Origin of the sequence: Proteinivorax tanatarense, assembly GCF_040267685.1 — a bacterium.
Classification (GTDB): domain Bacteria; phylum Bacillota; class Proteinivoracia; order Proteinivoracales; family Proteinivoracaceae; genus Proteinivorax; species Proteinivorax tanatarense.
In genome coordinates this window covers 1332807-1358120 of record NZ_CP158367.1, presented here as the reverse complement: position 1 = coordinate 1358120, position 25314 = coordinate 1332807, and the positions used below count along the sequence as shown (strand labels likewise).

25 protein-coding genes and 1 riboswitch are annotated in these 25314 nt (G+C 33.6%); of the genes, 3 read left to right on the top strand and 22 right to left on the bottom strand.

Going from position 1 to position 25314, the window contains the following annotated elements; genetic code table 11:
• Positions 1-3 precede the first annotated feature (3 nt).
• Complete coding sequence (locus PRVXT_RS06735) at positions 4-1632, bottom strand: DAK2 domain-containing protein (RefSeq protein ID WP_350344895.1); 1629 nt, start codon at positions 1630-1632, stop codon at positions 4-6.
• A 19-nt stretch (positions 1633-1651) separates the two neighbouring features.
• A complete protein-coding gene (locus tag PRVXT_RS06730) occupies positions 1652-2008 on the bottom strand; it encodes an Asp23/Gls24 family envelope stress response protein (protein ID WP_350344894.1) in 357 nt (118 codons plus the stop codon).
• A gap of 237 nt (positions 2009-2245) precedes the next feature.
• Here PRVXT_RS06730 and rpmB point away from each other — a divergent pair, with 237 nt between their 5' ends.
• On the top strand, positions 2246-2437 hold the full coding sequence (gene rpmB, locus PRVXT_RS06725) for a 50S ribosomal protein L28 (RefSeq protein ID WP_350344893.1): 192 nt from the start codon (positions 2246-2248) through the stop codon (positions 2435-2437).
• Positions 2438-2840: 403 nt separating this feature from the next.
• Positions 2841-3296 carry an S-ribosylhomocysteine lyase gene (locus tag PRVXT_RS06720; RefSeq protein WP_350344892.1) on the top strand — a complete coding sequence of 152 codons (456 nt, stop codon included), beginning with the start codon at positions 2841-2843 and terminating at the stop codon, positions 3294-3296.
• A gap of 63 nt (positions 3297-3359) precedes the next feature.
• Here PRVXT_RS06720 and yfcE read toward each other — a convergent pair whose 3' ends face one another.
• The 20 genes from yfcE to PRVXT_RS06620 form a co-directional block, all read right to left on the bottom strand.
• Positions 3360-3908: a phosphodiesterase gene (yfcE, locus tag PRVXT_RS06715; protein WP_350344891.1), complete on the bottom strand. Its 549-nt coding sequence runs from the start codon at positions 3906-3908 to the stop codon at positions 3360-3362.
• Positions 3909-3936: 28 nt separating this feature from the next.
• Positions 3937-4533, bottom strand: coding sequence for a thiamine diphosphokinase (locus tag PRVXT_RS06710; protein ID WP_350344890.1), 597 nt, complete (start codon positions 4531-4533; stop codon positions 3937-3939).
• Positions 4534-4568: 35 nt separating this feature from the next.
• A complete protein-coding gene (gene thiT / locus PRVXT_RS06705; protein WP_350344889.1) occupies positions 4569-5357 on the bottom strand; it encodes an energy-coupled thiamine transporter ThiT in 789 nt (262 codons plus the stop codon).
• A 65-nt stretch (positions 5358-5422) separates the two neighbouring features.
• Positions 5423-5526: riboswitch (TPP riboswitch) on the bottom strand.
• Between the two features lie 2 nt (positions 5527-5528).
• Positions 5529-6170, bottom strand: coding sequence for a ribulose-phosphate 3-epimerase (gene rpe, locus PRVXT_RS06700; protein WP_350344888.1), 642 nt, complete (start codon positions 6168-6170; stop codon positions 5529-5531).
• Position 6171: 1 nt separating this feature from the next.
• Complete coding sequence (rsgA, locus tag PRVXT_RS06695; protein WP_350345122.1) at positions 6172-7026, bottom strand: ribosome small subunit-dependent GTPase A; 855 nt, start codon at positions 7024-7026, stop codon at positions 6172-6174.
• A gap of 45 nt (positions 7027-7071) precedes the next feature.
• Positions 7072-8907, bottom strand: a complete 1836-nt coding sequence (gene pknB / locus PRVXT_RS06690) for a Stk1 family PASTA domain-containing Ser/Thr kinase (RefSeq protein WP_350344887.1) — start codon at positions 8905-8907, stop codon at positions 7072-7074.
• Between the two features lies 1 nt (position 8908).
• Positions 8909-9631, bottom strand: coding sequence for a Stp1/IreP family PP2C-type Ser/Thr phosphatase (locus tag PRVXT_RS06685; protein ID WP_350344886.1), 723 nt, complete (start codon positions 9629-9631; stop codon positions 8909-8911).
• 17 nt (positions 9632-9648) lie between these two features.
• Positions 9649-10671 carry a 23S rRNA (adenine(2503)-C(2))-methyltransferase RlmN gene (rlmN, locus tag PRVXT_RS06680; protein ID WP_350344885.1) on the bottom strand — a complete coding sequence of 341 codons (1023 nt, stop codon included), beginning with the start codon at positions 10669-10671 and terminating at the stop codon, positions 9649-9651.
• An 18-nt stretch (positions 10672-10689) separates the two neighbouring features.
• Positions 10690-11985, bottom strand: coding sequence for a 16S rRNA (cytosine(967)-C(5))-methyltransferase RsmB (gene rsmB, locus PRVXT_RS06675; RefSeq protein WP_350344884.1), 1296 nt, complete (start codon positions 11983-11985; stop codon positions 10690-10692).
• The gene (locus PRVXT_RS06670; protein ID WP_350344883.1) at positions 11985-12704 is read right to left on the bottom strand and encodes a zinc metallopeptidase; all 720 of its coding nucleotides are present in this window, start codon (positions 12702-12704) and stop codon (positions 11985-11987) included. Before PRVXT_RS06670 ends, rsmB begins: the two co-directional genes overlap by 1 nt.
• A gap of 1 nt (position 12705) precedes the next feature.
• Positions 12706-13473 (bottom strand): DUF116 domain-containing protein, encoded by a 768-nt coding sequence (locus PRVXT_RS06665; RefSeq protein WP_350344882.1) that lies wholly within the window; start codon positions 13471-13473, stop codon positions 12706-12708.
• Positions 13474-13475: 2 nt separating this feature from the next.
• Positions 13476-14417 (bottom strand): methionyl-tRNA formyltransferase, encoded by a 942-nt coding sequence (gene fmt, locus PRVXT_RS06660; protein ID WP_350345121.1) that lies wholly within the window; start codon positions 14415-14417, stop codon positions 13476-13478.
• Between the two features lie 9 nt (positions 14418-14426).
• Positions 14427-14885 (bottom strand): peptide deformylase, encoded by a 459-nt coding sequence (def, locus tag PRVXT_RS06655; protein ID WP_350344881.1) that lies wholly within the window; start codon positions 14883-14885, stop codon positions 14427-14429.
• 13 nt (positions 14886-14898) lie between these two features.
• On the bottom strand, positions 14899-17271 hold the full coding sequence (gene priA, locus PRVXT_RS06650) for a primosomal protein N' (protein ID WP_350344880.1): 2373 nt from the start codon (positions 17269-17271) through the stop codon (positions 14899-14901).
• 81 nt (positions 17272-17352) lie between these two features.
• Positions 17353-18543 (bottom strand): bifunctional phosphopantothenoylcysteine decarboxylase/phosphopantothenate--cysteine ligase CoaBC, encoded by a 1191-nt coding sequence (gene coaBC / locus PRVXT_RS06645; protein ID WP_350344879.1) that lies wholly within the window; start codon positions 18541-18543, stop codon positions 17353-17355.
• Positions 18544-18561: 18 nt separating this feature from the next.
• A complete protein-coding gene (rpoZ, locus tag PRVXT_RS06640; protein WP_350344878.1) occupies positions 18562-18747 on the bottom strand; it encodes a DNA-directed RNA polymerase subunit omega in 186 nt (61 codons plus the stop codon).
• Positions 18728-19348 carry a guanylate kinase gene (gene gmk / locus PRVXT_RS06635; RefSeq protein ID WP_350344877.1) on the bottom strand — a complete coding sequence of 207 codons (621 nt, stop codon included), beginning with the start codon at positions 19346-19348 and terminating at the stop codon, positions 18728-18730. Before gmk ends, rpoZ begins: the two co-directional genes overlap by 20 nt.
• 9 nt (positions 19349-19357) lie before the next feature.
• Positions 19358-19621: an extracellular matrix/biofilm regulator RemA gene (gene remA, locus PRVXT_RS06630; protein WP_350344876.1), complete on the bottom strand. Its 264-nt coding sequence runs from the start codon at positions 19619-19621 to the stop codon at positions 19358-19360.
• 27 nt (positions 19622-19648) lie between these two features.
• Positions 19649-20527, bottom strand: a complete 879-nt coding sequence (locus tag PRVXT_RS06625; protein WP_350344875.1) for a YicC/YloC family endoribonuclease — start codon at positions 20525-20527, stop codon at positions 19649-19651.
• Positions 20528-20684: 157 nt separating this feature from the next.
• On the bottom strand, positions 20685-23393 hold the full coding sequence (locus tag PRVXT_RS06620) for a calcium-translocating P-type ATPase, SERCA-type (RefSeq protein ID WP_350344874.1): 2709 nt from the start codon (positions 23391-23393) through the stop codon (positions 20685-20687).
• Positions 23394-23525: 132 nt separating this feature from the next.
• Here PRVXT_RS06620 and PRVXT_RS06615 point away from each other — a divergent pair, with 132 nt between their 5' ends.
• Positions 23526-25262 carry an Rqc2 family fibronectin-binding protein gene (locus PRVXT_RS06615; RefSeq protein WP_350344873.1) on the top strand — a complete coding sequence of 579 codons (1737 nt, stop codon included), beginning with the start codon at positions 23526-23528 and terminating at the stop codon, positions 25260-25262.
• Positions 25263-25314: the final 52 nt, after the last annotated feature.

The window sequence follows — 25314 nt, the reverse complement described above, 5'->3', positions numbered from 1 at the left end:
AGGTTATTCCACCGAAATCAAAAAGTAGTACAAAGGCTGTCCTCCATAATGAAGTTCAATTTCCAGATCGTCAAACTTCTCTTCTATAGCTTCAACTACTTCATTGCTTTCTTCTTCTGTCATATCCTTACCATAAAACAGTGTAATAATTTCAGTTTCATCATCAACCAAACTCTCTAGCAAATCCAAAGTTATCTTATTTATACCTTTGCCTAGTACCTTAATCTCACCCTCTGCAATGCCAAGAATATCACCCTCATTTATTTCCATACCATTGTAGTTAGAGCTCCTAACTGCATAAGTTATTTGACCTGACTTAACATCAACTATTGCATCTTTCATTTGCTCAAAAACTTCGTCTAATTCAGCTCCCTCAGATTGATAATTTAGAAGAGCAGAAACCCCTTGTGGAACTGTCTTAGTTGGTATTACCCTAGTAGGGATTGGTGAAATTTTTTCAGCCTGCTGTGCTGCCAAAATAATGTTACTGTTGTTTGGTAGTAATATAACAGATTTAGCATTTATTTTTTCAATAGCATTTACAAAATCCTCTGTAGAGGGATTCATGGTTTGGCCGCCTTCAATTACGTAGTCTACGCCCATACTTGTAAATATATCTGACAGTCCTTCTCCGCTAGCTACAGTTATAACACCTATATCTTTAGACGGCTTATTGCGATCTTTTTCTTTGGCTACCATTATATCTCTAGCTTGTGCTCTCATGTTATCAATCTTTATACCTTGTAGCTCGCCATTTACAATAGCCGTTTCCAAGGCCTTTCCTGGATTATTAGTATGTAAATGTACTTTTACAACATCCTCATCTCCTACAACAAGAAGTGAGTCTCCTAGATATTCTAAATCTTTTCTCATTTTTTCAATATCAATATTGTTTCCTTGCACTAAAAACTCTGTGCAATATCCAAACTCAATTTCATCTACATCCTGTGGATGTTCATCTTTATGATCAACTTTTTCCACTATATCTGTAGGTGATGCTACAACTTCCAGCTTTTCGCCTTTTAATGCTTTTAGCCAACCTTCATAAATTACAAGTAATCCCTTACCTCCAGCATCCACAACATTAGCTTGTTTTAAAACATCTAGCATCTCAGGGGTTTTGTCTAAGGTTTTCTGTCCTTCTGATAGGCAAGCTTCCATAACTTCTAAAAAATCACCACCATCTCTTGCCTTAAGAAGAGCACCTTTCGCTGCAAATTTTGATACAGTAAGGATTGTTCCTTCAACAGGTTTTAGGACTGCTTTATAAGCAGTTTTAACACCTTCGTTTAAACCTAAAGCAAAATCAACTGGAGTAACTACTTTCTTATCTTCTATAGCTTTAGAAAACCCTCTAAAAAGCTGAGATAGAATAACCCCTGAGTTGCCTCTAGCCCCCATTAAAGACCCGTTGGATAAAGCTTTAGCAACATCTTTTACGCTTTCACCTTTTTGCTTTTCTATTTCTCTAATGGCAGAAGCCATTGTTAAATTCATATTGGTACCAGTATCTCCATCAGGGACAGGAAAAACATTTAAACTGTCTATCTTTTCTTTATTAGCTGACAAAGATTCTGCGCCCAAAACAAGCATTTCACTTAAAATATTTCCATCTAATTGCTTAAGGTACATTTAGTATTTCCTCCTCTTACTAGCTGTTATCGACTTTTACTCCTTGAACATTTACTTTAACATGACGAACCTCTAAACCAGTTAGTTTTTGAACGGAGTATTTTACTGTATCAATTACATTTTGCGCAACTTGATGAATTTTAGTACCAAAACTAACAACAATAAACAACTCAATGTATAACTGTCCGTCTTCTTCTGTTATTTCAACACCTTTTCCTAGGTTTTCTCTACCTAACAAGTCTGATATTCCATCCCTGACTTGTTTTCTAGATTGCATTCCAACAAGCCCAAAGCACTCTGTAGCGCTTGCCCCCGCAATAGTAGCAATAACCTCATTTGACACACTTACATTACCTAGTTCAGTTTTTAAATTCATGTTCTTTCCTCCCTCAAATATTTTATATTTAACTTATAAAGGTATTTTTATAGTGCTATCTACTATTTTACTACATTTGCTTAAAAAATCAAAACATGGAATTAAATAAAATAACAAAGTGTTAACTTAATAAAGATACATAATAATAAATAATTCTGCCTGTTAGTATAGCAAATTCCCTTGATAATATTTTAAAGTTATGGTAAAATATATTTTGTTGTAAAAGGAGGTGGGCATATGGCTAAAAAATGTATAGTTTGTGAAAAAGCGTCCAGTACTGGTCATAGAGTAAGCCACTCTAACGTTAAAACCAAACGCAGATGGTCTCCAAATCTACAAAAAATCAAAGCGGATATTAACGGCTCTATTCAAAGAGTAAACGTTTGTACCCGTTGCTTAAAAGCAGGTAAAGTTAAAAGAGCCTTATAATAAAAAATACTTAAGCAATAAAAAGCGCCCTGTAGGTCGCTTTTTATTTTTTCTCTTTTTCTTTCATAAATGATTTCAATATTTTACTTAAGAACTTGGGAAGTTTTATGGCAACTATTTTCATAACAAACACCTCCCTAACTATGTTTTTTATCCTTTACTAATATATATTCAAGTAAATATAAATTTGTGCTAAATTCTCAAAATATATATTCTCTATAAAACTTTTATTTAAAGCAAACCTCATACTACTATCCTATGAATAGATTAATCAAAAATTCTAATTACATAGATTATGCTACACTTTAACTTTTAATACTTCACTAATGTTTTATAAGTAACAATGCTATGATATCATAAATTAACAGAGAAAGTTTTAAATAAATTAAAGGGAGAGATAAAAATGACAAAAACTGTGGTAGAAAGCTTCACAATGGATCACACAAAAGTTAAGGCACCTTTTGTCAGAAAGTGTGGGGAAATTTATACCCCTAAGGGTGACCAAATCACAAAATTTGATCTAAGATTTGTACAGCCAAACGAAACGGCCATTCCCACTGCTGCTCTTCATGGCCTTGAACACCTTCTTGCAGGCTTTTTTAGGGAAGAATTAGATAATGTTATTGACATTTCACCTATGGGGTGCCGTACCGGTTTTTATTTAATTTTGATGGATAAAAAAGATGAAAAAGCTATTCTACTTGCATTAGTTAACTCATTAAAAAAAGTAGTTACCGCTAAAGAGATTCCCGCATCTAACCCTATTCAATGTGGAAACTATAAAGATTTATCTCTTTTTGGAGCAAAGGAATACGCTAAAGATCTAATAGAAACTCTTGAAAACAAATATTCTAAGTAAACTGTAATAAAAAAACACACCTTATAGTTAAGTCAAGTTTCTATAAGGTGTGTTTTTAATTTGCTATAAATTAAATGTCTCTATAATTTTGTGAGTTTGTAAATTTATAATTTCAATTTTTTCTTTATAAAGCAAAGAAAAAGAAGGAAATTCGTTCTTAGGTAAAGCTATGGATCCTGGGTTTAAAAACACGGTCCCTTTTTCCTTATAAATTTCAGGTATATGTGTGTGCCCAGTAATCATAACATCTAAATTAAATTTTTGTGCTAACTTTAGCCTCTCACAATAATCAATATCGTGACCATGAGTCGCTAAAATTTTTCTCCCTGAAATTATCATGATTGTATAAGGGCTTTGTAAAGGGTGATTTAACACCATTTGGTCTACCTCTGCATCACAATTGCCTTTTGCAAAAACAATCGGTACTTTAACATCATTTAATTTTTCAGCTAAAGCCTTTGGGTTATATCCTGTAACAATTGGGTTTCTAGGTCCATGATATAGAACATCTCCACAGTGAATAATAAGATCAGAAAAAGTTAGATATTTTGAATACACTTTTTCCCAGCTATCCACTACACCATGGGTATCACTTATTATTCCTACTTTCATAGGTGCACCTCCTACAATCGTGATAATACTACTTATTTATAATTATTGCCACTACTCCTTTAGAGTAAACAAAGAGTTCTTCGTCAATGCAAACATTACTCAAAGTTAATGAATCCCCCATATTTATTTTTTTTTCTTTCAATGGGTACTTTGCGCCTCTTATGGTAATTTTTTGATAATCCTCTAAAGGAAAAATTGAAAAAGTTTTTCCCTTAAAGTTTTTAATCAAGCTATCTCCTTTGGTAACAAGTATTTTTTCTTTTTCTGTCTCACAGATAAAATCTATCTTTTTAGCATACTCTCTTAAAACAAATAAATTAAAAAGTTGATGGTCAACTCTTCCTCCAGTTAAACCAAAAACAACAATCTTTTCTTTTATAGAGTGATTATTAAAAATATACTCCAAGGCCAACTCTAAATCACTTTGGTTTTTTTCAACTGGGTGTTTAATTGTTTTTACTATTGGTACTTTTTTAACTGAATCCATATCACCAATTAAAATGTCTGCTTGTAATGTTTTGGGAATTTTATTGAACCCACCATCAACTGCTATTACCTTATGAGGTTGAGCTTTATAATAATCACTTTTTGCTGGGACATCACCATTTAAGAATAAATAAATCACTGCTAAACCACCCTCAAATAATATTTTACCACCTATTAACTAGAAAATAAAGTAAAAACTGCTATCGCAATATATGCCGCTAATGTCACCAATTGAGTATATATAAAAACTATTAAAGGAGTTTTAAAGTTGTTTTTTAAGTAATCTCTAATGTTTGCGACTAAGGTTATTAGCCAAGCTAAACCTATTACCCCCTTAAATAAAAATTCATTTATAAATTCTAGCTTAAATTCATCCATTAAAAATACTGTCAAAAGAAGAGGTAAGGCTACTGATATAAGTAGCTTAAAGGTGTGGTACTCCTGCTCCTGTTGCTGATTATTTGACACTCCTTTAATTTTAGAAAGTAACATTGGAGTGATCAAAGCCGCTATTATGATTTCTGGGAGAATATAAGTAATATTGTATACCCCCGAATAAATATACACATTCTGTTCTCCCGCATATTCAGCGAAAAATACAACACCAGCAAAAAAGTGACACAAAAACCTCAGCATTCCCCCTAATGCAATACCAACAACTTTTTTGTTTCTAAAAAATCCTGCAATACCAACAACTCCAAAAGCTAATGGATAATCAATAAATGCCTGTAACGGCGTAGCTATCCATGCTTCTCCTAATAAAATCTGCATTAAACCAAATGCTGCCCCAGTCAAAACACCTGGAACGACACCCCAGCGCAACGCTATTATAAAAATAGGAAGCATTTGTAAAGAAACAGAACCACCTTGGGGCATTCTGCCAAGTCTTAAATAGCTTAAAATAATAGCCAGGGCTAACATAACTCCTGCTTCAACTAAAATTTTTGTTTTTTCATTTCTCATACAGCATCCTCCTTTATAAAATAAATAAAAGGTTAAGCGGTTCCTAAGGGAACGGCTTAACCTTTTTATATGGCCACCGACTTCCCTCCGCTGGCTTTAACCAGTTCAGGTTCAAAGGGTCGAACAAATTGCTCTCTCAGTTACTAATGTAACACCCCTAGTCATATCTATTTAATTTTGCAAGCTCTTAATAGCTTTCTTTCTATCCTTGTTATTAAAAATGTGGGAACCCGCTACCAACGATGTAGCTCCCGCATGAATAAGCTTCTTAGCAATATCACCATTAACTCCTCCATCAACCTGAATTTCCACACCTCTTTTATCTGGCATAATACTTTTAAGATGTCTAATTTTTTCAATAGAATTTGTGATGAATTTTTGCCCACCAAACCCTGGATTTACAGACATTACTAGCACTAAATCTACTTCTTCTAATATATACCTTAAACTCTCTACATTAGTTGCTGGGTTTATAGCTACACCCGCTTTTGCCCCGTGATCTTTAATCATTTGTACAACTCTATGTAGATGGGTAACCGCTTCATAGTGAACCGTTATTATATCAGCACCACTTTGCGCAAAACTAGGTATATATTTTTCAGGTTGCTTTATCATAAGGTGAACATCACAGGTTAAACTCGTAAAGTTTTTAATAGCTTTAACGTAATCAGCACCAAAAGTAATATTAGGAACAAAGTGACCATCCATAACATCTATATGTAGCCAGTGAGCTCCACTTTCTTCAACATCTTCAATGTCTTTTTGTAAATTTAACAAATCCGCCGCTAATAGGGATGGTGCAATTTTAACCACCTTAATATCTCTCCTTTATCTGCTTTATTTTTTTTCTCAACATAAGGTAATTATTATACCTTTGTAGGTGTATATCTCCTGTTTTAACTGCTTCTATAACACCACAGTTGTTTTCCTCTGTATGGGAACATGTGCTAAACTTACAGCTATACAATTCAAACTCATTAAAAAGTCTAGGTAAGTCTTGAATATCAATTTGTTCCAGCGAAATATTAGAAAACCCTGGAGTATCTACTATAAAACTATTATCAAAAATCTCTACCAGCGAACTATGAGTTGTAGTATGTTTACCCCTCTTTATTTTTCTTGAAATATCTCCAACCTTAAAATTTACATCTTTATTTATAGTGTTAATTAGTGATGATTTACCAACTCCACTTTGACCACTTAAACAAGAAATTTTTCCACTTAAATATTTCCTTAGATTTTCGATTCCAACTAAACTTTTGTTTGATATCCCTAACACTGGGTATTTAGAGTTGGAAAAACGACTTTTTACAAAGTCTACAATATCATTGTTTAAATCAACCTTTGTTACACAAATCAAACTTTCTACTTGATGAGATTCTGCTAGAGCAAGCAAAGTATCCACCAATAAAAAATCAGGCTTCGGTTGTTCACTCGCTATCATTATAACAAGTTGGTCTATATTAGAAACAGTTGGTCTATGAAACAAATTTTTTCTAGGCAAAACTTCTTCTATTACTCCCTCTGTAGTACTTATAGTAGAAATTTCAACTTTGTCTCCTACAAATGGCTTAATCTTTTCCTTTTTCAGCTTACCTCGCGCCTTGCATTGAAAGCAACTATTATTCTCAGCTTTTACATAATAGAATCCGCTCAAAGCCTTATATATTATTCCCTTAATTCTTCTCTCACAACCTTTCTAGGCAGTCTATGTTTACTGTAGTTCACCATCAACAAACACTCTTACTTCTCCACCTTCCCAATAAGTAATAACAAATTCTTCATTTCTACCACCAACAAAAACCCTTTCATCAACTACAGTATTAACCCCTTCTATATCTTCAACCACAATCCTCACATGAGTACCAAAAAAATCAGCATCAACTTGAACAACTTCTTCTACCCGTTCATAAGGTCTTACATCAAGCTCTACAATTGTCTGTCCAGGCAAAATTTCACCATCTGAAGAAGGATATTGCTCAATAACAATACCTCCAGGGCTATCGCCTTGAGGCTGAATCCATCTTGTAGTGTACTCTAAGCCAAGCTGTTCTAGCAAGTCAGTAGCTTCATTTAAATCTTTGCTAGTTAAGCTAGGCATATCTACGGGTTTAGGCCCTTCACTTATAAGGATGGATACCGTTTCCTCTCTTTGCAAACTGCCTCCTCGTGGAGACTGACTTATAACTTTACCACTTTCAACCGTATTATCATACTCGCGATTCACTTCAACTTCAAAGCCAGATTCAGATAAAGTATTTATAGCTCCTCTTTCTGACTCTCCTACAACATCTGGAACATCAATATACTGTGGTCCAAGACTTAAAACTAAAGATACCTCTCTACCTTCTCGGCGAGCTGCACCAGCTGACGGGCTTTGATATAAAACATGATTTGTTGGCATATTATTATGTTCTTCACCTTCTATAATATACTCTAATCCTAACTCTTCTAATTCATATATAGCCTCTGATAATGATAATCCCTCAACATTAGGAACTGTTACTTCTGGAACATATAATGCCCTTCTAGTGAGTGCATATCCTCCTCCTATAAATACCACAAGAACCAGTAAAGAGATAAGTATTTTTTTTCCTTTTGTAAGCGATTTTTTCTTTTTTTGTTTTGGTTCTTCATTTTTCTCATCCAAAGATTTATTATCTATCTCCCCCATAGAAAAGCGTTGAGTTTGATCTACCTCTTCAGTAGTTTCTATATCAACTTCCCCATAATTTAACCAACTTCTTATGTCATTTAAAAGCTCCTCAGCTGACTTGTATCGCAAATCTTTGTTTTTAGTTACGGCCTTTTTAACTATGTTGGAAACTCCCATAGGCATATCATTATCTAGTTCAATAATTGGTTTTATCGGTTCTTGTATATGCTTTATAGCTATAGATATGGGGCTATCTCCTTCAAATGGTAAGTTTCCTGTAAGCATCTCATACATCACTATACCAAGAGAATAAATGTCAGACTGGACGCCTGCATAATTGCCCTTAGCTTGTTCTGGACTAAAATAGTGGACAGAACCAAGAACAGTATTAGTGTTTTGCATAGTTAATGTTTGATCATTATTAACAGCCTTAGCTATGCCAAAATCTGTAACTTTAACATGCTTTTCTTTTGTCAACAAAATATTTTGTGGTTTAATATCTCTATGAATAATTGAATTGTCATGGGCATGCTTTAAAGCCTTGCATATATTTTTAGCAAAGTTTAAGGCTTCATTTGGGTTTAATTTACTGTCTTTAATATAATCTTTTAAAGTTTGCCCTGCAACATATTCCATAACTATAAAGTAATTATCCTTATCTTGACCTACATCATAAATACCTACTATATTAGGATGAGAAAGGCCTGCTGAAGCCTGAGCTTCTCGCCGAAACCTACGTACAAGCTCTTGGTCATGAATAAACTGATTTTTTAACACTTTAACTGCAACGATTCTATTAAGTAAAGTGCACCGTGCTTTATAAACAACAGCCATCCCTCCACTGCCTATTTTTTCAATTATATGATATCTATTTGCTAATTTTTGCCCTACCATCCTAATTCACCTCCTTAACCTCTCCGACATCTGCCACAGCTACAGTAACATTGTCAGCTCCACCTTTTTTTAAAGCCGCTTTTATTAACCTGTCACAAATTTCATTTACTTCTTTTTGCGACATTATATCTGAAATTTCTTTATGTTTTAAAAACTTTGTTAAACCATCAGTACATAACAATACCTTATCATAAGACTTTAATCTATGGCTAGTAGATTGGACTTTTACAACGCGATCAGTTCCAACCGCTTGAGTCAAAATATTACGTTGTGGGTGTTTTTCTGCTTCTTTTTCTGATAGTTGCCCATGCCTAACTAAGTCCGCAACTAAAGAATGATCTGTAGTTAGTTGGGATAGTTTATCATCCCTAAAAAGATATACACGACTATCACCGACATGACCTACATTAAGATAACTACCTGATATAATTACTACCGTTAAAGTAGTACCCATCCCATTTAAATCCTTATTTTCTTTAGATATTTTATATACGTCTTGATTTACCTGCTCGATCAACGTTTTTAACTGAACTACATCATCAGTGCTATCTAGCTTATTCTTTAAAAAATCAACCGCCTTTTTACTGGCAATTTCTCCAGCTAGGTGTCCCCCCATACCATCTGCCACAATCATATAAGAAAAATTACTATTTTCTCCATAAGTAAAGTAATCCTGATTCACTTCTCTTTGGTAACCACAATGAGTTTTGCCACCAATTTTCACTTGGCCTCACCTTCATTCTAAATATTTCTTTTCTTTAATTGACCACACGCCGCATCAATATCGCTTCCTAACTCTCGCCTAATTGTCGTCTTAAACCCAATTTTCTGTAATACCTTTTGAAAACTCTTAACCCTTTCATCTGAACTTTTTACAAAACCATGCTCACTTAAAGAATCATTCAAAGGTATTAAGTTAATATGACATAATAACCCTGATAAAAGATTAGCCAATTCAAAAGCATCTTTATCACTATCATTAAAATTGTTAATTAACGCATACTCAATAGTAATCCTTCTTTTTGTTTTATCACAATAGTAGCGGCATGCATCAATCACTTCTTTGATTGGATAGCTTTTTGAAATAGGCATAATTTTTTGTCTTTTCCCTTGGTTCGAAGCATGCAAAGATAAAGCCAAGGTAATGCCTAGCTCTTCCTCTGCCAGTTTATATATTTGGGGCGCTAAGCCGGAAGTGGAAAGGGTAATATTTCTAATCCCGATATTATACGTCTGTTCATCATTCACAAACCGTATAAAATCCAAAACATTATCATAATTGTCTAAAGGTTCCCCCATACCCATAATTACGACGTTTTTTATACGCTCCTTAGTAATTCTCTGGATTGCCCAAAATTGCTCAATTATTTCTGCTTTAGAAAGATTTCTAACAAAGCCATCTTCCCCCGAGGAACAAAATACACAACCCATTTTACACCCAACTTGAGTAGACAAGCAAATACTTACACCATGCTCATATTTCATTAAAACTGCTTCAGTTAACGCTCCATCAGGAAATTTAAGCAAAAACTTCTTTGTTCCATCTGCTGAAATTTGCTTATCCTTAACACGAATATCGCCAATAACAAAATTATCTGTCAGCTCTTGCCTAAGTTTTAAAGGCAAATTGGACATCTCCATAAAAGAAGATACCTGCTTATGATAAATCCACTCATGTATTTGCTTAACCCTAAATTTTTGTTTTACATATGAAGCTAATTTTTCTTCCATAGTTTTAATGTCTAATCCTACTAAATTTACCACAACTAAACTTCACCCTTTTTACTTTTTTTGAATTTCTGCTATATAAAAACCATCAGTATTTTCCTTGTCCGGCAAAATACGCCTTTCAGATTTCAACGAAATCGAATTGTCCTTTTTTATTGCCGCATTTACAATATCTTCATTCTCTGATTTAGTTAACGTACATGTAGAATAAATCAAAGTTCCTTTTGATTTTAATAATTTGATACCATTGCTAATAAGGTCCGTTTGAAGTTTTGTAATACTCTTAAGATCATCCTTTTTTTTATTCCACTTTATATCTGGTTTATTTGCAATAACTCCTAACCCACTACAAGGAGCATCTAAAAGAACCAGATCAAATTTTTTAGTAAAATAACTGTTAGCTTTCGTACTGTCTAAATGAATTGCCTCCACTATCTGTGCATCAGCTTGTATACAGGACTCTTTAATTAAATTAACCCTGTGTTTATGAACATCACAAGCGTAAATCTTTCCCACATTATTCATTAGCTGAGCTAAGTGGGTTGTTTTAGTGCCTGGAGCTGCACACATATCTAAGACTACGTCTTTTGGTTTAGGATTTGCTATCTCTCCAACCAAAATAGAACCTAAGCTTTGCACAAAACACTTACCACTTTTTAACTCTTCAATACGCTGCAAAGGAGTACTTGTGTTAAACACCAAAGCATCCTCGCATTTATCAACAGTAGCTACATCTATTCCTTTTTCACGCAAATTAGTTAGTAAGTCCTGCTTACTATTTTTTAATGTATTAACTCGAATAGTTGTCTTATGTGAAGAATTCATCGCCACTAAAAGACTTTCTAACTGTTCATTTGTACTAACAACTTTCGAAAATTCTTCAACAATCCAAATAGGATAAGAATACCTTATTGAAAGATACTGGAGAAAATCATCTGTTGGAACTTTAAAAAACTCATCTTTTTCTCTAACTATATTTCTAAGAACGGCATTTACAAATGATACCTTTTTATAGTTATAGCGTTTTACAAAATTAACACCTTCATTAACCACAGCATAATCTGGTACATTATCTAAAAAGGCAATCTGATAAAGGGATGTCATTAAAGTATACTTTAACCAAGCTTGCTGCTTATGTGGCCTTTTTACATATTTTTTAAGAACCCAAAGTAAAAAGCTTTTATTGGCTATTACACCATACACTATTTTAGTAAATAACCCCTTGTCCTCTTTGCTAAAATCATGTTTTTTTAAAAACTCATTGACAACTAAATTAGAATAACTATTGTTTCGCTCAATTTGCATTAAAGCCCTAATGCTTTGAGCTCTTGCATTTGATTTATCTCCCATTATTTCCGACTATTCCTCAACAAAATCAGCCTCAATAGTTGTGCTAAGGCAACTGCTGTAGCTGCAACATAAGTTAAAGCTGCTGCATTAAGAACCTCTTTTGTCCCTTTCCTCTCCTGCTCATCTATAATCCCCATATTTGTTAAAGAACTCATCGCTCTACTTGATGCGTTAAACTCGACAGGTAACGTTACTAATTGAAAAATCAAAGCCAATGAGAAAAAAGCAATACCTAAATCCATTAAATAAGTAGGTCCATCCCCTTGACCGGTAGTAAATATAAAACCAATCAAAAACAATGGCATAGCTAAAGAACTTCCAAATTGAGCTATAGGCACGAAATTGTTTCTAAAGGTTAGAAAAAAATACCCTTCATCATGTTGATTAGCATGACCAGTTTCGTGGGCTGCAATTGCCAAAGAAGCTAAAGAGCTACCATTATGAACTTCCCTAGATAACCTTACTTTTCTGGCCTTTGGATCATAATGATCAGAAAGATGACCTCCTGTTAACTCTACATCAACGTCATGCAAACCTTTTTTATCTAATAGAGTACGTGCAACTTGAGCACCTGTCATATTTTTGTTAGACATAACCTTTGAATACCTTGCATATGCTGACTTTACCTTTCCTTGAGCATACATAGCAAAAAGTCCTGCCGGCAAGACAAAAAATATCAAACCTGAATCAAAGAAAAAAATCCCTGTACCAAAAAACATTTTAACATTCCTCCCTTAACATATTTTTCAATTTATCATTCAACTCCTGCTGATCGATAATAGTATTATAACAAGGGCCATTTGGTCGTTGGTTCAATAACCCTACAACCGGAAGAGGTTTGCAATCAATTATTCCGCTGAAAAGGTCTCTTTCACATGCCACCGCTAGTATTCCTTTAGGTTTGCATTTTTTAACAACTTCTCTAGCAGCTGTACCTCCAGTTGCAACATAAAGATTAAAATTATACTGGTCCTTTAAATCTAGGATAGCAGAAAGATCACATTTGTTACATCGCTTACAGTTATTAATATCGTGGGTTACCTTTACTTTACAGCTTGCCTTTTGTATACAATGTGGCAACAGTACCAGCAAGTCATCACCTTTGATTTTTCCGTAAACCTCTCTCATCATTTCATTGTTAATTGCTATAAATGAACCTTTAATTTTTTCTTTATCTAGTTTAAATAGTTTGGCTAAAAAAAACACAACAGGATATAATACTTTTATGCTTAACCAACCTAGTTTTTGAAGAGATTTTGGTACTTTTTTAAATGCAATACTTTCAAGTAAAACCAAGATTCCTAAGCTTATAACAATTAAAAACACAATAAAAGTTATTAAGAGAATATTTATTAAAATTTTTACAATTATAGAATCTCCTATAATACCGCTAAACAACAATAAAGTGAAGCCACCTAATAACAGAAGTGCCACTATTAATAATGATAAAAAAAGCCGTTTTTGATACCCCTCTACTTTATGTGTCATTTTTATCCCCTTCTCTTTTCCTCAAAGTTCTCTCCTTCTTTAATATTGTATCCATTTACAAAAGAGATAGCATCCATTTTCTTCTTGTTTTCAGGTTGCAAGACTTTTAAGTAAATTGAACTATTTTTCGATTGAACTAACAACCCTTTATGATCAACCGAAATAACTTCACCACATGTTTTTTTATAGTCTTTATTTGAAATTTCACTTTCAAACACTTTAACTCTCGCCCCCCTAAAGTAGGTATAGGCACCAGGCCACGGGTTAAGACCTCTAATTCTATTAAAAACCTTGATATTATCTTCAGACCAATTTATCTTACATAAATCTTTTGTTAGCTTTGGTGCATAAGTAGCTAATTTAGAGTTCTGTGGTTGAGGTACTATCTCTTGAGATTTAAGTTTATCCAAGGTTTCTATTAAGGTAGTAGCACCAACTTTTGATAATCTTTCGTGTAAAGTTGCTACATTGTCTTGGTCACTTATCGTTACTGTCCTTTTTATTAATATGTCACCTGTATCCATACCTTCATCCATCAACATAGTTGTTACACCTGTAGTTTTTTCACCTTTAAGTAATGCCCAGTGAATAGGAGCCGCCCCTCTATACGCAGGCAGCAATGAGCCATGAACATTTATACAGCCTAAAGGAGGCAATTCTAAAATCTGTTTTGGTATAATTTGCCCATAAGCTACTACAACAATGACATCTGGAGATAAGCTTTCTACTTTTGCTATAAAATCCTTGCTTTTTACTGTATTTGGCTGTAGTATTGGTAATTCATGTTCATTTGCAAATGTTTTAACTGGTGAAAAAAGTTTTTTTTGCCCTCTCCCTTTTTTTCTATCTGGTTGAGTCACTACGGAGACAAGATCATAGTTTTCATTAAGAACTCTTAAGGTAGGAACTGCAAAATCAGGTGTTCCCATAAATACAACTCTCATATTTATCACCTAACCTTCCACCAGTTTGTCTACTTTATCTGTAAATATAATACCATCTAAATGATCTATTTCATGCTGCAAAGCCCTAGAAAGCATTCCTTGCGCATTAAATTTTATTTTTTTACCTGTACGATTCAGCCCAGATACAACAATTTCTTCAGCCCGTTTAACTTCACCAAAAACTCCTGGTACACTTAAGCACCCTTCCAAATCTGATTTTTCTCCTATAGTCTTTTCTATTTTCGGATTAACTAACTCGATCTTAGGTAGTTCCTCCCCCAATTGCACTACTATAACCCTTTTTAACACCCCAACTTGTGGCGCAGCTAAACCTATCCCCTCATAATCAACCATAGTATCATGCATATCATCTAATAATCTTATTGTTTCTTGGTTAATCTCTTTTACGGGAATTGATTTTTTTCTTAAAATTGGATTCTCATCCTGTAAAACTTGTCTAATTGCCATCAAAATATCCTCCTTATGTGGTTGTTGTTGGTTCTACATCTATAGAGACTCTAATACCTTTAGAAAATTTATGAGGGAAATTATATTTATTTAGAATGTCTAACCATTGTTTCATATTATTGGTCTTAAGCATAACCTGCCATCTATAGTTATTTCTTAACTTGTATCTAGCACTCATTACCGGTCCTAATATCTCACTTTTTTGTATTTGATGCTTTTTTTGTAGTTCTTTTAGCATTTCAGCTACTTCAATAGCTTCTTTTTTTACTCTTTCTTCTTGGTTTGCTACTATATCAAACTTTATAATTTTTACGAAAGGAGGGTAGTTTAACGCTTCTCTAATTTTAATTTCTTTTAAGTAAAATTGCTTATACTGGTACTTAGAACTATGCTCAATACTATAATGTTCAGGTGAATATGTCTGTAAAATAACTACCCCTGCTTTATCCCCCCTACCTGCTCTTCCTGCTACTTGGGTAACTAACTGAAAAGTCTTTTCTGCACTTCTAAAGTCAGGGATATTTAAACCCATATCCGCAATAATAATCCCTACAGTTGTCACATCTGGGAAATCAAAACCCTTAGCTATCATTTGAGTTCCAATAAGAATATCTCCCTGTTTATCAGCAAATTGTTGATAAACTTTATTATAACTATCTTTTGATGACATAGTGTCTACATCCATTCGCAATATTTTACTTTTTGGAAAAACCTTTTGAACTTCTTTTTGTAATTTTTCCGTGCCAATCCCATTGAATGATAAATGAATACTTTTGCATGATGGACACGAATTAGGTTTGCTTAACTGATAGTGACAGTAGTGACATATCAAGAAATTGCCGTTATCATGACTTGTTAACGTCAAATCACAACTAGGGCATTTAAATGTAAAGCCACATTTCCTGCACAGTGTAGTAGTTGAAAACCCCCTTCGATTAAGAAATAAAACTACTTGCTCGTTGTTATCTAGGGACTTTTTTATACTTTTAAATAACTTTTTACTAAAAATGCTACGGTTTCCATTTTCCAACTCACTTTTCATGTCGACAACATCAATTAAAGGCATTTCATTTGCGGTAGCTCGTTTGGGCAGGTTTAAAAGCTTGTATTCACCATGTTCTGTTCTATACAAGCTTTCAATAGATGGGGTAGCAGACCCCAGTAATAAAACCCCTTGTGATAACTCTAATCTTTTCTGTGCAATTTCTATAGTATGATATTTTGGGTTTTCTTCTTGTTTATAAGTATTCTCGTGCTCCTCATCTATTATTATTAGGCCAACATTTTTAAATGGTGCAAAAACGGCACTTCTAGCTCCTACTACTATTTTTACTTTGCCTTCCTTTATTTTTTGCCATTGATCTAACTTTTCTCCCTGGGATAATCCCGAGTGCAGTACTGCTACATTATCGTTGAACTTATTTTTAAATCGATTTACCATCAGAGGAGTAAGAGCTATCTCTGGAACTAGAACAATTACATCGTTATTTTGAGATATAGCTTTTTCCGCAAGCCGAAGGTAAATTTCTGTTTTCCCACTACCAGTTACTCCCCATAAAAGAAAACTATCTCTTTTTAAATTGCTCAATGATTCGCTTACGGTTTCAAAAACCTGTTTTTGATAAGAGGTTAAAGAAATAACACATTTCTCTTGAATATTAATATTGTTAGGCTCTCTAAATACTTGTTTTTGTTTTTTTAGCACTACACCTTTTTCAACCAAACTATTAGCAGCTCTTTTAAGCTCCACAGGCAGTTTTTGAAAAACTACTTCCTTTTGATTTTTAAGCACCTCAAAAAGCTGATGCTGCCTGTAGGCTCTCTTGCTAATATCCTCCTTAGTTACCCCTTTGGTTAGTTGCAATATATCTATATATTTTTGAGAACTTTTATGTTCATAATGTTTTTGTTTAACAAGTACTCCTCTTTTAATGTATAAACTAATATCTTGGGAGGACAAACCAAATGCTTTTATAAGTTCACCCAAAGCTTTGGGTGTCGACAGAAACGTTTTTAATTTCTCGTCATAACAATTATCCCCTACTGTATATTTTTCTACAGCATTTGTTTTAAGAGCAGAAGGAAGCATTGCATTAAAACAACATGCTAAGCTAGTGATATACCGATGAGCCATCCATTTCCCAAGCTTTATCATATTCTCATCCAAAAGTGGCTGCCCATCTAAAATGTCATGAATATATTTTAACTGTGTTATATCACTATGTTCTTTAATATCTAATACATACCCTAACACTCTTTGTCTGCCAAAGGGTACAATAACTCTTGACCCCGGGGAAATAAATTGCTTTAAGTGAGGGGGGATTAAATAGTGAAATACTTTATTTAGTTTTTTCATAGGGCAATCTACAGCTACTTCAGCAATCATATACCATGTCCCCCTAAAGTTCAATAATATAATAATTATATCATATTTACGGTGTATATAAAACAAACTAACCCCATAGGGCTAGTTTGTTTTACTCAATAAAGGAATTACATGCTCCATTATTATTTCAGCACATTCTACCTTACTCATTATATCATATGATATGGTTTTTTGATGGTTAATTATTGTTATTTTATTGTTATCACTTTTAAAACCAGAATTTGAGTTTGATATATCATTAGCTACGATTAAGTCAAGTTTTTTGTTTTCTAGTTTTTCCTTAGCATATTGATTTGTATGGTTAGTTTCAGCTGCAAAACCAACCTTTACAAGCCGAGGGTTTATTTTATCAAGGCTTTTTAAAATGTCAGGGTTTTTCTTAAGTTCTAAAGTTATATTATCATCTTTCTTTTTTATCTTATTAGTTTTATAAGTTTTTGGTGCATAATCTGACACTGCTGCAGACATAACTATAGCGTCACTTGAGTCAACGTGTTCTTTAATAGCATCAAACATTTCAACTGCAGTTAAAGTTTGTACAAATTCAACGCTATCCGGTTTTTTCAAGTTTGTTGGTCCACTGATTAAAGTAACATTTGCACCTAGCGAAGCAGCCACTTCAGCGATAGCATATCCCATTTTCCCACTGGAATGGTTTGTTATATATCTAAATGGATCAATAGGTTCAATAGTCGGACCTGCAGTTACTAGAACTTTTTTACCTTTCAACTGCTGTTTTTTGCATAGCTCTTTGTTAATTCTCTTGACTATACACTCAGGCTCTGCCATTTTACCTTTCCCAATATCTCCACAAGCTAGTCTTCCTTGTTGTGGTTCCTCAAAAAGATAGCCTAACTTTTCAAGCTTAGTGATGTTTTGCTGCACAATTTCATTTTCATACATAGCTGTATTCATAGCAGGTGCAAAAAGGACAGGAGATTTAGCTGCCATTAAAGTTGTAGATAGCAAATCGTCTGCTATACCACCTGCCACTTTCCCCAAAATATTTGCTGTAGCTGGAGCTACTACAAATAAATCTGCTCTTTTAGCTAGCGAAATATGCTCAGTATCATGTTGAGATATTTCAAACATATCTGTATATACTTGATTTTGCGATATAGACTGAAATGTTGTCTCGGTAATAAATTTTTGCCCATGTTGAGTTAATATAACAAAAACGTCATAACCTTGTTTCTTTAACCTACTAACTATATCTACTGATTTATAAGCAGCTATTCCTCCTGTTACACCTAACACTATAGTCTTTGACATAGAAACTCCCCTTAATTCTTAATCAATGATTATTCTATCATCAAGTACTTCTTCCAATGCGATAGTTACAGTCTTTTTGTTATTCTCCTCTACTTCTTCTTGTTCATCCATAAGTAAATCTCTAGAGCGTTTAGCTGCCCCTACTACTAATGCATACTTATTATCTACTTTTTTTAAAAGATCATCAATCGATGGGTAAATCATTTTTGAAATCCTCCTTAATAACATCTATTTTATCAATCTTACACTTCTCTGCAATAATAATAGCCTTTATTTTTTCTACAGCATTTTCTACCTGATCATTTAGCACAGCATAGTTATAGTTTTTCATTTCTGAAATTTCACCTTCAGCAGAAGCCAACCTTTTTTTTATAACTTCTTGAGAATCAGTACCTCTCTTATTTATCCTATTAGACAACTCCTCTAAAGAGGGGGGTAATAGAAAAATGAAAGTTCCATCAGGAAAATTTTTCAATACTTGCTTAGCTCCATTTACGTCAATTTCTAAAATTACATCTTTCCCTTTTTTTAAATTCTTTATTACAAAATCTTTTGGCGTTCCATAATAATTGTCGTATACTTTTGCCCATTCCAAGAACTGGTTACTTTCGATCTTACTTTCGAATTGTTTTTTTTCCGTAAAAAAGTAACTTTTTCCTTCTTTTTCTCCCGTTCTTGGCTCCCTAGTTGTAGCAGATATAGAATACTGAATTTGAGGACATTCTTTAAGTAGTGCTTTACAAACTGTACCTTTCCCTGCCCCAGAAGGTCCAGATAACACGATTAACAACCCTTGTGTTGACATATAGCTCTCCTACTCCTCTTCTATTGTTTGAGATTTTCCATTCAATCTTTGCGCCACAGTTTCTGGCTGCACAGCTGATAAAATAATATGCTCACTATCAGTTACTACAACTGCTCTTGTTCTCCTACCATATGTAGCATCAATTAGAGTGCCATTATCTCTAGCTTCTTGAACAATCCTTTTAATTGGTGCTGATTCAGGACTTACAATAGCAATTATCCTATTAGCTGAAACTATATTCCCAAAACCTATGTTGATTAGTTTTATTTCCATTAATATTCTCCTTTCTAGTAGATAACTTTATTCTATATTTTGAATTTGCTCTCTAATCTTTTCAATTTCACTTTTTATATTTACCACTAATTTATTTATATCATAATTATGTGATTTTGAGCCTATTGTGTTAGTCTCACGATTTATTTCTTGAACAATGAAATCAAGCTTTCTACCTATCGTCCCCTCTGATGAATTCAAAGTCTTTTGAAATTCCTTTAAATGACTATTAAGTCTAACAAGCTCTTCAGTTATGCTAGATTTCTCTGCAAAAATCGCAACTTCCATCATTAGTCTATTTTCTTCTAGATCTCCTTCTAATCCAAGCTTTTCTATCCGTTTTCTAAGTTTATCTCTATACTCAACTATTACAACCTCTGACAAAGCTTCAATATCATCTATATATTCCTCTACTAGGTTCAACCTCTTTATTATATCTTCTTGTAGTCTCATTCCTTCCCCTTGCCTCATTTTCACAAATTGCTCTAAAACGTTGTCTATTTTAGGAATAATAACTTCTTTTATTACATCTTCCTCTCTCTCCACTCTTTCTTCCACTATCACACCTGGAAGCTGTAAAAAATATTGCAGGTTATCCGGCGTAGCTATATCAAATTTTTTTGCTAACTGCTTCGCTTGAACAATTAAACTATGTAAAGTGTCTTGGTCAATCTTATAGTTTTTTTCTGTAGAAGAATGCTTGTAACTTAGCCTACACTCTATCCTACCCCTTCCCACCTTAGTGCTAATCAACTTAATTATGTCTTCTTCTAAAAAAGCAAAACTTTCAGGAACTTTGCATATAACATCTAAGTATTTATTATTTAACCCTCTCATTTCTATAACTAAATTAAGGGTTTCTAAATTGACTGACTCTCTAGCATAACTAGTCATACTTTTTGTCATTGTTGAACCACCTCTTAAACTATTTTAACCAATAAATTGTAAAATTTCAAGCTTAGCTTAAAAATACGTCTTTTTCTCCCAAAAAAGCTCCTTTTTTTGTGCAAATTCTTGTGCTAGCTTTTAAAAAAATAAAGAGCCTACACAGGCCCTTTATTCATTATTCAGTATAACTAAGTTGAGCTTTTTTAGTCACAATCCTATAAATAACAACAACAAACTGTATTAAGTATGGAAAAGCTACAACACCTGTTATCATAAGCCATTGTTCTAAACTTAAAGGAACAGTACTAAAAACAGCTTGAAGTGGACCAACATATATAACCGCTAACATCAACATAGTTGAAAATAACACAGCTATCACTAAGTAAATATTGCTAAATATATTCATTTCGAAAATTGATTTTCGTTCTGACCTACAATCAAATACATGCACCAATTGTGTTACTATTAAGCTTACAAAGGCCATAGTTCGTGCAACTTCCAAATTCCCCTCTGAAGTCCTGTAACCAATTATAAATAAACTTAAAGTAATAATACTAATCATTATACCTCTACTAAAAATTTTAAAATCTAGTCCATCACTAAATACACTTTGGTTCTTCCGCCTAGGTTTTCTTTTCATTATTTCTCCTTCAGGTTTTTCAACTCCCAGTGCAAGTGCAGGAAATCCATCAGTCACTAGATTAATCCATAAAATTTGTATAGGTTTCAATGGCAGGGGTAGGCCCATCAGCATAGCTAAAAACATCGTCATTATCTCCCCTACATTGCAAGACAACAAAAACCTAATAAACTTGCGTATATTGTCATATATACTCCTACCTTCTTCTACTGCTTCTACTATAGTAGCAAAGTTATCATCACTTAAAATTAAAGAAGCAGCTTCTTTAGTCACCTCTGTACCAGTTATCCCCATAGCTATCCCTATATCCGCTGCCTTAATAGCTGGCCCATCATTCACTCCATCACCTGTCATAGCAACTGTGTGCCCTTTTTGCTTTAGAGCCTTCACTATTTTAAGTTTATGTTCTGGTGATACTCTAGCAAAGACATAAACATCATCTATAACATCCATTAACTGAGAAAAAGAATATTGATTTAGCTCTGAACCAGTTAAAACCTTGCCATAAGGCGGTAAAATTTTTAATTGTTTTGCTATACTTACAGCTGTTGCTTTATGATCTCCAGTAATCATAACAGTTTTTATGCCAGCACTTTTACACTTTGCTACCGCCGAAAAAACTTCTGGTCGTGGCGGGTCAAAAATAGCTGCCAATCCAACAAAAACCATGTTAGATTCTACATGTTTTTGTTGACTACTTACAACACTACTTTTATAACTTAAGGCTAGAGTCCTGTAGCCTTGAGAAGCTAAGCGAGAAATAGCTTTCTCTATTTCCTCTTTTTTTTCATCGGTCAACATTATTTGTGAACCAGATGATAAAATTTTACTACATCTAGACAAAATAATATCAGGAGCTCCTTTGGTGTAACTTCTTAAGTTATTATTTTTTTGAAGTATAACTGACATCATTTTTCTATCAGAGTCAAAAGGTAGTTCAGTATATATGTTATGTTCTTCTAGAATTTTTTCTTTTGTAATTTTAGCTTTTTGGCTACAAACGTTCAAAGCTCCATCTGTGGGATCTCCGCTCAAATCATACTTTAACGAACCCATCCCTCTTTTTAATAATTTACTGTTATTACAAATAGCCCCTATTTCTAAAAGAGTTTTTAAGCTACTTATTTTGCTAAAGTTTTTTATTAGCGAATTTTTATATAGAAACTGTCCACTGGGAATATATCCTTCCCCGGTCACATCTATGTACTTTCCATCCACATATATTTTTTCTACAGTCATCTTATTTTGTGTCAAAGTTCCGGTCTTATCTGAGCATATAACGGTAGCACATCCTAATGTTTCCACAGCAGGGAGCTTTCTAACTATTGCTCTTCGCTTTAACATTCTTTGTACACCTAAGGCAAGACAGATAGTAACAATGGCTGGCAGTCCCTCTGGTATTGCGGCTACCGCTAAACTCACACCAGCTAAAAACATCTTATATATATCTTCTCCGCGATAGATTCCTAGTAGAACTACTAAAAAACTAACCAATAAACATAAAGAAACTAAAACTTTACCTAACTGATTTAACCTATTCTGTAAAGGTGTAGCGTCATTTCCTTCACTATCAATCATATGAGCTACTTGACCCATAGCACTTTTCATTCCTGTGGCAAAAACTACCCCTTTAGCTTTTCCTTTAGTAACCGATGTTCCCATAAAACAACAGTTTACTGCATCAGAAACTACCGAACTTTCCACTAGCTTATTTGCATTTTTTATAACTGGCACAGATTCTCCAGTCAAAGCAGATTCATCAATTTCTAAGTTTTGTGACTCCACTAAGCGTATGTCAGCAGGGACCTTGTCACCACTTAATAGCACTACTAAATCACCAACAATAAGCTCGCTACTATCAATTTTTATCTCTTTTCCTTCTCGCACAACAGTAGCTTTAGGGGAAGTCATTTTTGCTAAAGCTTGCAACGACTTTTCAGCTTTAAATTCTTGAACAAAACCTAAAATTGCATTAAGAATAATAATTATAATAATAGTTATACCATCATAGTACTCCCCTAATAACCCTGAAATCAAAGTAGCAAAGATTAACACTATTACCATAGCATCTTTGAATTGATCTATAAACAATCCAATAGGGCTGATGCTCTTTTGTTGTTTAATGACGTTATACCCATCTTTTCGCAACCTATTTTTTGCCGTTACTTGTGAGAGCCCGTTGTCAAAATCTGAAGCTAGACGCTGTTTTAATTTTTTCAAGTCAAGATTTGTGACGTTATTCAAACCCACACCTCCTTCAATAATGTAATCAATTATCTACTATAGAATTTTATGTTTTAATTTATAAAAAATGACTGTTAGGTTTTGACTACAAATATAGTATAAGCTAAACTAAGGTTAAAGGAGGCTAGAATTATGTTTGACTCACTATGTACCCATGCTTTAGCATGGGAGTATAATAAAACACTTTATAATGCTCGGATTGATAAAATTACCCAACCTAAAAAACACACTGTTATCGTGACAGTACGTAAACCAGGAAAAAACCATAGTATTTTGCTGGATGCTTCGCCTGATTCTTGCCATACAAGAATTTCTAACCAAAGTTTTATAAACCCCATAACACCTCCAAAGTTCTGCATGCTATTAAGAAAGTATTTAGCTTCAGCTAGGATAGTATCTGTTGAAGCAATAGAAAATGAACGAATCATCAACTTTAATATTCAGGGTAGGCATCCCAATGGACATCTAAGCAACTGGGTATTGTCGTTGGAAATAATGGGAAAGCATAGCAATCTATTGTTTTACGATAAAGATACAAATATCATTTTGGGAGCGCTAAAAATTTTAAACTCTAGTTCAAATAGCCAAAGAGAAATAGCACCTAATATCCCATACACCCCTCCACCAAGACAAAATAAAATCACCCTCCAAGGTGATAATATTTCTGATTTGAAACTAATAGCCGTAAGTAGTTCAAATCATTTTCTGGATAAGTTTCTCTTTCAAAATGTTAACATGGTTAGTCCGAAACTAGCAAAAGAAGTAGTATACAAAGTTTTTAAAGATGTTAACGCTAAAGTAGGGGAAGTTAGCGACCATACTTGGGAAAAAATATATAACTTACTGTATTCTTTAATCTACACTCCACAGTGTAATCCATCAATTTTTTACGATGAAGATAATTTAGTTGATTTTTATCTTTTTAATTTAGAACACCTTAACCTCAAAACTAAAACCAAACCTACCCTTAATGAAGCTATAGATACTTTTTATACACATAAAAGTAAACAAGAAGAAGTGCAAAAACTTCACTTTACACTATCAAAAAGCATAAGTTCTCAAATTAAAAAGTTAAATAAAAAGTTAAAGAGTTTAAAAAAAGACTTAGTTAAGAATGAAAAAGGGGAAAAATACAAACTTTACGGCGAACTAATAACTGCTAATATGCACACATTGAAAAAGGGGTTAAAAACAGTAACCCTATACAACTATTATGACAATACTTATATAAAAATCCCTCTAAAGGCAAGCCTAACACCTAACGAAAATAGTCAAAGATACTTTAAAAAATATGCCAAAGCAAAGCGGGGAATTGAAATAATAAAATCAAATATTCAAGAGTGTGAAAATGATTTAAACTACTTGAATTCCGTAAAATATAGTATAGATATTTCTGGACTAAGTGAATTGATGGAGATTAAACAAGAGCTAAATAAAATGGGGTATCTATCAAGTAAAGATAAGGGAAAAAGCGCTAAAAAAGAAACTGAAAGCAGTAAACCAATGAAATTTGTGTCGTCGGACAATATCAGCATTTATGTAGGTAAAAACAATAAACAAAATGATACCCTCACCTTAAAAATGGCTAACCCTAACGACTTATGGTTTCACACAAAAAATATTGCTGGAAGCCATGTGGTTGTGCGAAATGAAAAAATAATACCTCAAAAAACTATTGAAGAAGCTGCAATGCTAGCTGCTTACTACAGCAAAGCAAAGCACTCAGGGAATGTAGAGGTAGATTATACAGAAATCAAAAATGTAAGAAAACCCAAAAAAGCAAAGCCTGGTATGGTTATATATGATAATTATACAACTGTATTTGTAACTCCTGAGGCAAACACAATTAAAAATCTACAACCAAAGTAACATGGCAATCATAAACATAAATGGGATGTCCCAAATGATAAATTTGAGACAT

Bases quoted from the DNA above. Each gene is read 5' to 3' on its own strand.
- PRVXT_RS06735 (WP_350344895.1), bottom strand. From the start codon at position 1,632: ATGTACCTTAAGCAATTAGATGGAAATATTTTAAGTGAAATGCTTGTT.
- PRVXT_RS06730 (WP_350344894.1), bottom strand. From the start codon at position 2,008: ATGAATTTAAAAACTGAACTAGGTAATGTAAGTGTGTCAAATGAGGTT.
- rpmB (WP_350344893.1), top strand. From the start codon at position 2,246: ATGGCTAAAAAATGTATAGTTTGTGAAAAAGCGTCCAGTACTGGTCAT.
- PRVXT_RS06720 (WP_350344892.1), top strand. From the start codon at position 2,841: ATGACAAAAACTGTGGTAGAAAGCTTCACAATGGATCACACAAAAGTT.
- yfcE (WP_350344891.1), bottom strand. From the start codon at position 3,908: ATGAAAGTAGGAATAATAAGTGATACCCATGGTGTAGTGGATAGCTGG.
- thiT (WP_350344889.1), bottom strand. From the start codon at position 5,357: ATGAGAAATGAAAAAACAAAAATTTTAGTTGAAGCAGGAGTTATGTTA.
- pknB (WP_350344887.1), bottom strand. From the start codon at position 8,907: ATGGTAGGGCAAAAATTAGCAAATAGATATCATATAATTGAAAAAATA.
- rsmB (WP_350344884.1), bottom strand. From the start codon at position 11,985: ATGGGAGATAAATCAAATGCAAGAGCTCAAAGCATTAGGGCTTTAATG.
- PRVXT_RS06670 (WP_350344883.1), bottom strand. From the start codon at position 12,704: ATGTTTTTTGGTACAGGGATTTTTTTCTTTGATTCAGGTTTGATATTT.
- PRVXT_RS06665 (WP_350344882.1), bottom strand. From the start codon at position 13,473: ATGACACATAAAGTAGAGGGGTATCAAAAACGGCTTTTTTTATCATTA.
- fmt (WP_350345121.1), bottom strand. From the start codon at position 14,417: ATGAGAGTTGTATTTATGGGAACACCTGATTTTGCAGTTCCTACCTTA.
- def (WP_350344881.1), bottom strand. From the start codon at position 14,885: ATGGCAATTAGACAAGTTTTACAGGATGAGAATCCAATTTTAAGAAAA.
- priA (WP_350344880.1), bottom strand. From the start codon at position 17,271: ATGATTGCTGAAGTAGCTGTAGATTGCCCTATGAAAAAACTAAATAAA.
- coaBC (WP_350344879.1), bottom strand. From the start codon at position 18,543: ATGTCAAAGACTATAGTGTTAGGTGTAACAGGAGGAATAGCTGCTTAT.
- rpoZ (WP_350344878.1), bottom strand. From the start codon at position 18,747: ATGATTTACCCATCGATTGATGATCTTTTAAAAAAAGTAGATAATAAG.
- gmk (WP_350344877.1), bottom strand. From the start codon at position 19,348: ATGTCAACACAAGGGTTGTTAATCGTGTTATCTGGACCTTCTGGGGCA.
- remA (WP_350344876.1), bottom strand. From the start codon at position 19,621: ATGGAAATAAAACTAATCAACATAGGTTTTGGGAATATAGTTTCAGCT.
- PRVXT_RS06625 (WP_350344875.1), bottom strand. From the start codon at position 20,527: ATGACAAAAAGTATGACTAGTTATGCTAGAGAGTCAGTCAATTTAGAA.
- PRVXT_RS06615 (WP_350344873.1), top strand. From the start codon at position 23,526: ATGTTTGACTCACTATGTACCCATGCTTTAGCATGGGAGTATAATAAA.